This is a genomic window from Pseudomonas sp. NFPP25 (assembly GCF_900116505.1).
GTDB lineage: Bacteria > Pseudomonadota > Gammaproteobacteria > Pseudomonadales > Pseudomonadaceae > Aquipseudomonas > Aquipseudomonas protegens.
In genome coordinates, this window is sequence record NZ_FPBG01000001.1 from 836,631 (window position 1) to 847,345 (window position 10,715).

A 10,715-nucleotide genomic window follows, 5' to 3' on the forward strand; every position below is an offset into this window, starting at 1 on the left:
TCAACGCTCCCGCAACGCTTCGGACTGATACTCGCGAATCGGGCTCAGCAGGTAATTGATCACCCGCCGCTCGCCGGTGCGAATCTCGCCGGTCACGCTCATCCCCGCCTGCAAGGGCATCCAGCCCTGCCCTGCGGCAATGGCCGCACGCTCCAGGCGAATCCGCGTGGGGAACACCAGCCCCAGCTGTTCGTCCTTGATGGCGTCACCGGAGACATGGGCCACGGTGCCGCGCAAGGTGCCGTAGCGGGTATAGGGAAACGCATCCACCTTGATCTCCACGGGCTGGCCGGCCCTGACGAAACCGACGTCCTTGTTCAGCACCATGACCTCGGCATCCAGCTCGGCCCCCTCGGGCACGATCACCAGTAACTGCTGCGCCGCTTGCACGGCGCCGCCCAGGGTATGCACCGCCAGTTGCTGGACCACACCGTCCACCGGCGCCAGCAGGGTTTGCAGGCGCTGCCGGTCGCGGCCACGGATCAGTTGCTGCTCGAGCACGGCGATCTCCTGTTGGCTGCGGTTGAGCAATTCATGCTGTTCGCGCTGGGTCCTGGCCAGGAAGCTGTCGCGCTGCTCGCGACGGTTCTGCGCCTGGGCCTTGAGCACCTGCAGTTCGGCCTGCTGCTGGGCCAGCGAACGCTCGACGTCCAGTTGCTCCTTTTCCTGCTCAAGCAATTCCACCAGGGGCATCAGCTGTTCGGCGGCCATCGCCCGGCGTGCATGGAGCCGTTTGCGCACATTGCTGGCCAGCTTGCCCAGGGCGCTGATCTCGCTGCCCCGGGCCCTTTGATTGGCCTGGTTGATGGCGATTTCGGCGTTGAGGCTGTCCAGGTTGGCGCTGATTTCCTTCCAGGTACTGAGCAGTTGCTCCCGGGCCGCCGCGACCTGCTGTGCATCCAGGCCAGCAGGCGTCTGGTAGCTGTGCAAGGGGTCCGGGGTCAGCAGTGCACGGGCCCGGGCCAGTTCCAGACGCTTGAAGTCCAGTTGCGTGCGCAACTCGCTCAACTCGGCGTCGATGCCGATCGGGTTCAGCGCCACCAGCACCTCGCCGGCCTTGACCCGCTGCCCGTCACGCACATGGATGGCCCGAACTTCACCCGCCTCGTGCGCCTGGATCACCTTGGTGTAGCTGGAGACCATGAGGCGCCCGGCGGCACTGGCATGAATGTCGAGAAAGCCGAGGATCGCCCAGCCCAGGGCCAGCAGGATCGCCAGGATCAGCAGCAGTGCCGTGCCACGTGCCCAGGGCGCGGGTGGCCGCTCGACAATTTCCAGGTAGCCGGGTTGGAACTCGTATTCGTCGCGGCTGCGCTTGAGCAGCGTCCGCGCGTCACCCAGGCGCTGCCAGGCGCGGCGTAAGCGAGACAACAGCGCACCGGACCTCATGACGCCTCCTTGCACAGCGCCTGTTGCAGCGCCCACAGGCGCGAGTAGCAACCGCCGTTGGCCAAGAGTTGCTGGTGGCTGCCCGATTCACTGATGCGCCCCTGTTCCAGGGCGATGATGCGTTGGCAATGCCGTACCGCAGACAGGCGATGGGCAATGATGATCACCGTGCGTCCCTGGGCGATGCTCGCCATGTTGTCCTGGATCAGCGCCTGGGATTCGTCATCCAGGGCGCTGGTGGCTTCGTCGAAAATCAGGATGCGCGGGTCGCCCATCAGTGCCCGGGCTATGGCGATGCGTTGCCGCTGGCCGCCGGACAACGAGCTGCCGGCTTCGGCCAGCACCGTGTCGTAGCCCAGGGGCAGGCGCAGGATGAAATCATGGGCACCGGCCAGGCGCGCCGCGGCGATCACGCTTTCCAGGGAGGAGGTGGGATGGCGCAGGGCGATGTTGTGGCGCACGCTGCGGTTGAACAGGTAGTTTTCCTGGAGCACCACGCCAATCTGGCTGCGCAACCAGGCCGGCTGCAACTGATCCAGGGGCAAGCCGTCGATCAGGATGCGCCCGCCATCGGGGGTGTAGAGTTTCTGCAGCAAGCGGGTCAGCGTGCTCTTGCCGGACCCGGACGGCCCGACGATGCCCAGGGTCTGCCCCGCGGCGATCTGCAAGTCCAGGCCGCGCAGCACCCACTCAAGTTCCGGGCGGTAGCGGAACACCAACTGTTCGATGCGCACTTCGCCACGCAATGCCTGGGTCGGGCGCAGATCCCCCTCGGCCTGCTCCACCGGCAGATTGAGCATGTCGCCCAGCTTGTCCACCGATACCCGCACCCGGACGAACTGCTGCCAGACCTCGATCAGTTTGGCCACGGGCTGGCTGACGTGGGACAGCATCATGTTGAAGGCAATCAACTGGCCGATGCTCATCTGCAGGTCGATGACCCGGCTAGCGCCCCAGCAGATCACCGCCACCGCGGTGACTTTCTGCAACAGCATCACGGTCTGGCTGATGGCGCTGCCCAGGGTCTGGCTGGCAAACCCGGCCTCGACCATCTGCGCCGTCTGCGACTCCCAGCGACGCTGCATGCGCGGCTCCACCGCCAGGCTCTTGATGGTTTCGCTGCTGCTGACGCTTTCATTGAGAAAGGCGGTGTTGCGCGCCGCACTGTAGAACTGGCGCTCGATGCGTTTCTCCAGCGGGCCGGTGCTGAACCAGGCCAGCAGCGCATACAGGGGCAGGGTCAGCAGCACCAGCAGGGTCAACGGCCAGGAAATCCAGGCCATGACCGCAAAAAACACCAGGGTGAAGGCCACGTCGACACACAGGGTCAGCAGCGAGCCGGTGAGGAACTCGCGGATGCTGTCCAGCTCCTGGACCCGGGTGATGATCGCCCCCACCTGGCGTTGCTTGAAGTACAGCAGCGGCAGGCCCAGCAGATGGCGCAAGAGCTTGACCCCAAGGCCGATGTCGATGCGGTTGGCGGTGTGCGCCGCCAGGTATTCGCGCAAGCCCTTGAGCAGCACCTCGAACAGGCCCACCACCACCAGGGTCATCACCAGCACGTCGAGGGTCGACAGCGCCCGGTGCACCATGACCTTGTCCATCACCGCCTGGAAGAACAACGGCGTCGCCAGGGCCAGCACCTGCAGCAACAGCGAGCACAGCAGCACTTCGCCGAGTATCCGCCGATGGCGCAGCAGCTCCGGTACGAACCAGGACAGATCGAAGCGCAAACCGCTCTGGCGCAGGCGAATCACCTCCCCGCTCCACTGCTCGGCCAACTGCTGGCGATCGAGCATGTCCGGGGTCGGCATTGAAGGTCGCTGCACCAGCGCCTGGGTGTCCGAGAGCCGCGCCAGCAGCATGAATTCGCCACTCTGATTGCGCCAGGCAAGGGGCAGCATCTTTGGGGTCAGTCGGGTCAGCGCCAGGCGTTCCAGGCGCAGATCGACACCGGCGTTGCGTGCATAGTCCCTGACCGCCTGGCGCAGGTCCCGCGAAGGGTCAGGGTCCAGGGATTGCGGGGCCGCGGCTTGCGGTACGCGTTCCTGGGTCAGTTGCAGCAGCAGATGGCAGCAGGCCAAGGCTGAGTGAACGGCCGTATCGGCCGCGGATGATGGGGCAGACAGCGCTGTCATAGCGGAACATTCGCTGAGGACAGGCTGCGGGTTGTTGCAGTATTGACTGGCATAGACCGCTCGTTGCTTGCTCCAGGGAGCATGGAGGCACGAACGCAGTCTGAGTCAGCCAATTACGAATGATAATCAGCAGTTTGATTGAAGCGTTTTAACTAAAACTTAAGGCTGTCCCGCAAAAGCCCCGCATGTTCATACGGCGCATGCAGAGAACCCTGGCCCCAGGCTGGAGAGGGAGGCGAGAGTGGCGAGAGTGGCGAGGCTACTGATACAGCGCTGCCCACGGCTGTTCAACCTGAGTGTCAGCGCGTACCAGTCGCTGCCCTCACTGGTTGCGCCAGCCCTGAACGGTGATGGCAATCAGCGGTCAAAATAATCCGTCAAATCCATCCATCTCTGCACATAACCCTCTAATCTTGGCGGCACGTTTTGCAGGTCGTTGCGGTCGGTCTTTGTACGTGTCGAATACGCAGCGTTAATCCGAGAGCATGAAATGCCACTGTCTGTTGAGTTACTGCCATGACTCATGTGAGTCAATCGTTGCGCCAGCGGGGGGCGCTGATCCTGACGATGCTGCTCGCTCTGATGGTCTTGGGGCCCTCAGTGTCTGGCGCCGAGTCCCGTAGCTTCGACCTGTACATCGCCGAAGCGCCGCCTTTATCGATGCTGGAGCAGACCGGCCTGCATGGCATCGTCGGTGATGCGACGTCGGAAGCGGCGACCCGGGCCGGATATACGCTGCACTTTATCGAAGTGCCCTGGGCACGAGCCCAGCAAAGCGTACGCAAAGGCGTCGACAAGCTGATCATTCCCCTGTCGCGCACGCCGGAAAGAGAAGCCGATTACACCTGGATCGCGCCCATCATGACCATGGACAGAGCCTTCTTCAGCCTGCACACGCGCGTCGAAACCCTGCAGCAGGCACGGGAAACCTTCGCTCGGATCGCCGTTGGCCGAGGCAGTGCCCAAGAGCAGAAGCTTCGGGCTGAAGGCTTTGGCGACAACCAGATCTATCCGTTTGAAATTGGCGAGAACCCGGCTCAACTGCTGCTGATGGGACGGGTCGACGCCTGGTTCAACGGCATTCCCGAAACCCAGAGCATCTGGCGCAAGGTGTCGACTCAGCCGTTGCAGGTCAGTCCGGTCTTTATGAGCACCGATCTTTACCTGGCCTGCTCCAGAAACTGCAATGCGACACTGGTGCGCAAGCTGCGCGCGGCGGTCGAGGGGCTGCGCAAGGACGGCACGATAGAGAGAATGCGAAAATCCTACCTCGACGCTCCCTGACCGGCCCCTGTGCTGCGCAGAACCCGGGCCGCGTTGGCATAGCCGGCGTCCCGATCCTGCAAGCCTCTGCAAAGCACCGCCGCGGGTCCGCAGCACGCGCTTGCCGATGCTCCTCAACGCGAGAGCATGAACGTCTCGTACTCCAGGTCATCCAGCGCCGTCGACAGCCGCGTCAGCCCCAGCAGCACGCAGATCAGCAGCGACAGGGTAAAGCCATAGCCGAAGAAGCTCGGCCCCAGGTGCAGGCTGAGCAGGGTCAGGGCGGCATTGAGGGCCACGAACAGCAGGCACAGCTCCAACACGATGGCGCGTTTGTCGAGGTAGAAGAACACGTTGAGAATCGCCATGAACACCACCTGGATGCTCACCCCGATCAGGTCGATGTAGAACAGCGGCAGGTAGTAGCTGGACATCCCCAGCCACTCCAGCAGGCGCGGGCCGAAGAGGAACAGCAGGACCACCGTCAGCCCCTGGACCTTGCAGATTTCCAGCAGGCCCTGGCGGATCGAGAAGGTCATCTCGGCCTTCAGCGAACCGATGTGCTGCAAGGTCTCGCCATCGCGCACGGCACGGAACAGGCGGTCGTACCATTCGGCGAAATCGGTTTCGATGCGCACCAGGAACACCGCCATCCCGGGAATGATCGCCAGGTAAGCGAGGAAGATCGGCAGGTCGTAGAGAATTGACGCGCGCATCGGCCCGATCACCTGGCTCGAAGTTTCCGGGTTGAACCAGAAGATGAACTTGTCGATCCAGATCCCCAGGTTGTAGCAAAGCCCGGTCAGCAGCAGGCTGACAAACACCTGGCGGCGGTCGAGAAAGTCGAATGCCACCAGCTTCTCGGCCCGGTACTCGCGCAGGATGTCGTAGAGAAACAGGAACAGCAGCGTGCTGTGCCCTAGCAGCAGCGCCAGCAACAGCCCTTCCATGCCCATGTAGCGCAGGTAGAAGGCGCTGCCGACCATCAAGCCATACCCCACCAGCATCACCAGAAGGATGCGGTTATAGGCCTTCATCCCCGAGAGGAAGATGATCACCAGCCACAGGTTGCACAGCACCACGAAGTTGGCCAGGGTCAGCAGGCGGTAGATCAGCGCCTGGTCGAACAGGGTCACCAGCAGCAGGATGCCCAGCGCCCCGGAGCCCAGGGTCACCAGCAAGAGTACGCCCACCAGGTTCGGCAGGATCTGCTCGTACTTGCGCTCGAACAGGCGGTCGGACACGAAACGGGTGAAAAACAGCTGCAGGCCGCCGGTCAGGATCAGCGACGTGGCCATCAGGTAGGTGACGGTGATCAGGAACTGGCGGATCAGGACCTCCGGCACCACCAGCCCGAGGCTGATCACCCCCACCAGCATCACGCTGAGGATCGACAGCACCCAGGGCCCGGAACTGATCAGGCCGGCATAGACATAGGCGTGCAGGGTCGCCGTGTAGGAGTCGCGGGAGAGAATCTTGCGCAGTTCGAAACCGATGCCGGCCATTTACACAGCCTCCTTGTGTGGGGTGCCGATGGCCGTGTGATAGAGCGTGCGATAGCGGTCGAGCATCAAGCGCTCGCTGTAGTAGCGATGTACCCGCAACAGGCCCGCCGCCTGGGCCGCTTGCCAGCGTGCGGGGCTGCGCAGCAGGTCGATGATCGCCTGGGAGGTGGCCTGCGGATCGGCGATCGCCACCACTTCCCCGGCCCGCCCCAGGTCCCGGTCGGCCGCCTCGCCGCCCTCGATCAGCTCGCGGCAGGAGCCCACGTCACTGCTGACCACCGGCGTGCCGGCAGCCCAGGCTTCGAGAATCACCAGGGGCTGGGCCTCGCTGATGGAGGTCAGCACCATCAGGCCCAGTTGCGGCAGGATGTCCTGGATTTTCTGGAAGCCCAGGAACAGTACCTTCTGCTCCAGCCCCAGGCTCGCCACCAGGCTGCGGCACTCGGCGACGTACTCCGGGTCTTCCTCTTCCGGCCCGACGATCCAGCCTTCGACCTCGGGCATCACGCTGACCACCCCGCGCATGGCCCGCAGGAAGGTCTTGACGTCCTTGATCGGCACCACCCGGCCGATCAGCCCGACCACCGGCGCAATGCCTTCGGCCCGGGCCTCCAGGGCCTGGGTCCAGAGCTGCAGGTCGATGCCGTTGGGGATCACCTGGGTGCGCTCGGGGGGCGCGCCGTCCTTGATCTGGCGTTGGCGGTTGCCGTCGTACAGGGCAATGATCTGGTCGGCGCTTTCATAGACCAGATGCCCGATGCGTTCGAAGAAACGCACCCAGAGCATGCGGATATAGCCGGAGCCGGAATCCATGCTGTCGTTCAGCGCCTGGTTGCTGCTTTCGGCGATCCAGCTGGCCTGGGCCAGGTCGATCTTGCGCTCCTTGGTGTAGATCCCGTGCTCGCTGAGCAGGAACTGGCAGCCCCACAGCTGCTTGAGAATGCAGCCCACCAGCCCGGCGTAGCCGGTGGAAATCGAGTGCAGCACCCGGGCCCGCGGCATGTGCCGGGCGGCATTGGCCAGCATCAGCAAGGGCGACTGCATGGTGCGCAGGGTCCAGAAGTAGTTGACGAAGGACGGATCGGCGCAGTGCTGCTCGTAGCCTTCGGTCAGCGCTTCCCAGCTGGGCCGGCTGTAGAGCACGTCGTCCAGGGTGATGCGCCCCTGGGCCAGGGATGCCAGCACTTCGATGCCCAGCTCGGCGGCGGGCTTCTGCGGGTTGTGCAGGTAGCGGTACAGGTTGCTCAGTTCCTCCAGGGACGCGCTGTGGGCCTCGCGCTTGTGCCTGGGGTTGCGCCAGGCCTCTTCCAGGTACACCTCTTCGATATGCACGACGTTGGCCGGAATCTCATAGCGGCGCTGACCATAGGCCTCGCGCTGGCCGCCAATGAACAGCACCGAAAACTGCAGCTGCGGCAGGCCGAGGATCATCTGGTGGATCCAGCTGGACACGCCACCACGCACATAGGGCCAGGTGCCCTCGAGCAGCAGGCAGACATCGGCGATGGGGGTTGAGTCGGGGGTTTTCTTCATGTCCAGGTCCTTACCAGCCCGGCAAAGGGCGGACGTTGCTGCATTTGCGCCGGCAGGCTTCGCAGCAGCCCGGGAATCTCGGCATAGCGGCCGGTTTCAAAGGCGATTTCGGCGCGGAACGGCAGGACCTTGGCCGGGTCCATGCCCGCCTCCTCGGCCTGGTGCATGTGCAGGCGCGCCTTGCCGACGTCACCGCGTTCAAGGGCGATGCGCCCGGCCAGCAACAGCAGCTCGCCGCCCTCCCCCAGCTTCAGCGCCTGTTCGGCATGCTCGCCGGCCTGGCCCAGCACGTGCTGCTGCACACTGCCCTGGGCCAGGCCCAGGTAGGCCAGTTCCCAGTACCAGCGGGCCAGCGTCGCGTGCAAGGCTCCGGCCTTCTGCGGCGCCGCGCCGGGCAGTTGTTCCAGGGAGGACTGGATCCGCTGGTTGATGTCGGTTTCCTGCTTGTCGAGCATCGAATACGCCAACAGCCGCACATCGTCGCTCGGGTCGCCCAGGGCCAGCTTGAGGATCGGCACCGCTTCCTTGCCCGGCATCCGCCGGGTGGCGAGCAATGCCGCCAGGCGCTGGTCGGGGTCCGGCGCATGACGCAAGACATCCTGCAGCCCGCTGTCACCGAAGGTGGGCGAATGCAGTTGAGTCTGAGCGCGAAACGGCAGGTCGGGAATGCCCACCGCCTGCCACGTCTGCGCCTCGCGCTTGCGCGGCAGGTACAGCGCCGGAAAGATCGCGGCAATCACCCCGACGGCCCCGATCAGCGGCACAAAGAACGCCAGGCTGAAGATGAACAGCGGGCTCCATGGCAACGGCCGGCGATAACGCGCCGGCAGCAGCAGCCAGACCGCCGCGGTCAGCAGGCCACAGGCGATGCCATGGGTCATTGCATACAGCAGCGCGGTCTGCAGGTCGGGCAACTGCGCCGTCAGGCTGGCCCAGCTGCCGATCTCGAGAAACAGCGCTCCGCTAAACAGCCACTTGCTGATCATTCAGGCCACACTCGTTGTATAGGAAGTTACGCAGCCCATCGCGTTGCCGGGCCGACTCCAGGTCGTAGGGCAGTACCTTGACCCCCAGGCCGGCCAGCTCCACGCTCATGCCGAAGTGTTCGTGGACCAGCTTGCCCAGGCGTGCCAGGTAGCCCTGGGCGCCCTCGGCGCTGGTCAGCGGCAACAGCACCAGCAACAGTTCGTGCCCGCGTGCATTGGCCAGGCTCAGGTGCAGGTCCAGGCCACGCTGGCTACGCTCGAACAGCCGCGCCAGTTCATCATTGGGCTGGGTCAGCTCGAAGGCATAGAGGCAACCGGACAGGCCGTGGCGCTCGACATCCACCAGTGAACGCTTGAGTTGGCGGGTGAAGTGCTGGGCATCGGCGCTCTGCAGTTGCAAAACCTGCGGGTCCGGGTGCAGCAGGTCGGCGATATGTCCGGCCAGCAGGGCCAGCAGGCTGAGGGTGCGTTCCTGGAAGGCAAAGAACGGCATCTGCCGCACCGCCAGAATCGCCAGCACCTGGCCCTGGGTGTCCACCAGCGGAACACAGGCCTGCAAGGACGACACCGAGGCCTGGGCGCCGCTATCCAGCAGCTCCTCACGCACACTCACCAGCTCCTCGCGCTCCAGGCACATACGCACCAGCAGGTCCTGGCTGTCCAGGGGCCCCATGGTGCCGATCGAGGCCAAGAGGCTCAGCTGTGGCGCCGCACTGGCGCCCTGCTCCACCCGGTACAGCCCGGCCACCCGCAGCGAGCCGTACTGGCCGAGCAGGGTCAGCACCGGCTCGGCCAGCAGGCTCAGCGGGTCGCCGCCATTGGGCGCCGCGCGCAGCCGATCACGCAGGCCCAGCAGGGAACTGCGCAAGCTCTGGTCGCTGCCCGCCAGGCGCTGCTCCAGGCGGTCATGGGAGACCCGCAGAATCTGGTGCGCCCGGGTGAAATCATCGAGCCGGTACTGGCGGTACTCGTTGGCCATCTGCAAGCGCAGCAAACGCCGCTCCCAGAGGTCGCGCACCTCGCCCACCAGCATGCCGCAGACCAGTACGCCGACAATGTAGGACGGCGCGACCTGGGCGTAGCTCGCCAGCCCCGAATGACGCAGGGCAAAGAACGCCGCTACCAGCAGGCTGGCACTGATCAGGCCGCGGACAAACCCGTAGCGCACCCCCAGCAGCAGCGGCGCCAGCACCGACCAGGGAAACTCGCCCTGCACCTGCAAGGGGTCCTCGGGGGCCAGCCACAGGCCGACGCCGATGACCAGGGCGGTCACCAGAAAGGTTTCCAGCCAGGACGCCGGACCGCTGGCGCGGGGCGCCAGCGCATAGTCCATGTGTGGAGAGTTCATGGCAGTCACTCGATCCGAAGGCCACCGACAAGCTTGTCGAGCACCTTCTGGGCGGCCCCGGCCAGGCTTTCCCGGGACCAGCCGGCGCGGGCCCCGCTATTGCTCCACAGCACCTTGCCGGTACCGGCCTCGACCACCCGCAGGCTGATGCCCACCGCCGGTTCGCCATCCAGGCCGTTCTTGTACTGCCACTCCTCGACGCTGCCGGACACCACATAGTCGAGCTTCTGCTCCCGGGCCCAGTCCATGGCCCCGGCCAGACGCTCGTTGTCGTCGAGCAGGGCCTGTTCGCCCTGCCCCGCCGTACCGGTGTAGACCTGGGGTTGCAGGCCGCGGCTGCTCAGCACGCTGAGCAGAATCTGCTCACTGCGCTCGCCGGCCTGGGGTGTCTGGGAATAGTTGACCAGCGGCAGCACGCCCCAGCGCGCACTCTTGGACAACTCGGGGCTGCTTTGCCCGGTGAAGCTGCTGCACCCGGCCATCAGCAAGGCGACCATTGCCAGACTCACGCAACGAATGGATTGCATAAGGTTTACTCCTCTTTGAATTCCAT

8 protein-coding genes are annotated in these 10,715 nt (G+C 64.8%); 1 reads left to right on the forward strand and 7 read right to left on the reverse strand.

What is annotated here, in order from left to right; translation table 11 throughout:
* Both BM382_RS03555 and BM382_RS03560 read right to left on the reverse strand, forming a co-directional pair.
* The gene (locus BM382_RS03555) at positions 1-1,389 is read right to left on the reverse strand and encodes an HlyD family type I secretion periplasmic adaptor subunit (RefSeq protein WP_072441861.1); all 1,389 of its coding nucleotides are present in this window, start codon (positions 1,387-1,389) and stop codon (positions 1-3) included.
* Positions 1,386-3,527: a type I secretion system permease/ATPase gene (locus BM382_RS03560; RefSeq protein WP_072441863.1), complete on the reverse strand. Its 2,142-nt coding sequence runs from the start codon at positions 3,525-3,527 to the stop codon at positions 1,386-1,388. Before BM382_RS03560 ends, BM382_RS03555 begins: the two co-directional genes overlap by 4 nt.
* Positions 3,528-4,043: 516 nt before the next feature.
* Here BM382_RS03560 and BM382_RS03565 point away from each other — a divergent pair.
* Complete coding sequence (locus tag BM382_RS03565) at positions 4,044-4,811, forward strand: substrate-binding periplasmic protein (RefSeq protein ID WP_072441865.1); 768 nt, start codon at positions 4,044-4,046, stop codon at positions 4,809-4,811.
* Positions 4,812-4,924: 113 nt separating this feature from the next.
* Here the strand turns inward: BM382_RS03565 and pelG are convergent, their stop codons facing one another.
* From pelG to BM382_RS03590, 5 genes are read right to left on the reverse strand one after another with little or no spacing between them, the layout of a single operon-like run.
* Complete coding sequence (pelG, locus tag BM382_RS03570) at positions 4,925-6,295, reverse strand: exopolysaccharide Pel transporter PelG (protein WP_011061266.1); 1,371 nt, start codon at positions 6,293-6,295, stop codon at positions 4,925-4,927.
* Positions 6,296-7,828, reverse strand: coding sequence for a GT4 family glycosyltransferase PelF (pelF, locus tag BM382_RS03575; RefSeq protein ID WP_011061265.1), 1,533 nt, complete (start codon positions 7,826-7,828; stop codon positions 6,296-6,298). It lies immediately after the preceding gene.
* Positions 7,825-8,814, reverse strand: coding sequence for a HEAT repeat domain-containing protein (locus BM382_RS03580; protein WP_072441867.1), 990 nt, complete (start codon positions 8,812-8,814; stop codon positions 7,825-7,827). Before BM382_RS03580 ends, pelF begins: the two co-directional genes overlap by 4 nt.
* Entirely contained in the window at positions 8,792-10,162 is a 1,371-nt protein-coding gene (locus BM382_RS03585; protein ID WP_015635591.1) for a PelD GGDEF domain-containing protein, read from the reverse strand. The genes BM382_RS03580 and BM382_RS03585 overlap by 23 nt, the downstream gene beginning before the upstream one ends.
* A gap of 5 nt (positions 10,163-10,167) precedes the next feature.
* Positions 10,168-10,689, reverse strand: coding sequence for a transporter (locus BM382_RS03590; RefSeq protein ID WP_011061262.1), 522 nt, complete (start codon positions 10,687-10,689; stop codon positions 10,168-10,170).
* Positions 10,690-10,715: the final 26 nt, after the last annotated feature.

Bases quoted from the DNA above. Each gene is read 5' to 3' on its own strand.
- BM382_RS03555 (WP_072441861.1), bottom strand. From the start codon at position 1,389: ATGAGGTCCGGTGCGCTGTTGTCTCGCTTACGCCGCGCCTGGCAGCGC.
- BM382_RS03560 (WP_072441863.1), bottom strand. From the start codon at position 3,527: ATGACAGCGCTGTCTGCCCCATCATCCGCGGCCGATACGGCCGTTCAC.
- BM382_RS03565 (WP_072441865.1), top strand. From the start codon at position 4,044: ATGACTCATGTGAGTCAATCGTTGCGCCAGCGGGGGGCGCTGATCCTG.
- pelG (WP_011061266.1), bottom strand. From the start codon at position 6,295: ATGGCCGGCATCGGTTTCGAACTGCGCAAGATTCTCTCCCGCGACTCC.
- pelF (WP_011061265.1), bottom strand. From the start codon at position 7,828: ATGAAGAAAACCCCCGACTCAACCCCCATCGCCGATGTCTGCCTGCTG.
- BM382_RS03580 (WP_072441867.1), bottom strand. From the start codon at position 8,814: ATGATCAGCAAGTGGCTGTTTAGCGGAGCGCTGTTTCTCGAGATCGGC.
- BM382_RS03585 (WP_015635591.1), bottom strand. From the start codon at position 10,162: ATGAACTCTCCACACATGGACTATGCGCTGGCGCCCCGCGCCAGCGGT.
- BM382_RS03590 (WP_011061262.1), bottom strand. From the start codon at position 10,689: ATGCAATCCATTCGTTGCGTGAGTCTGGCAATGGTCGCCTTGCTGATG.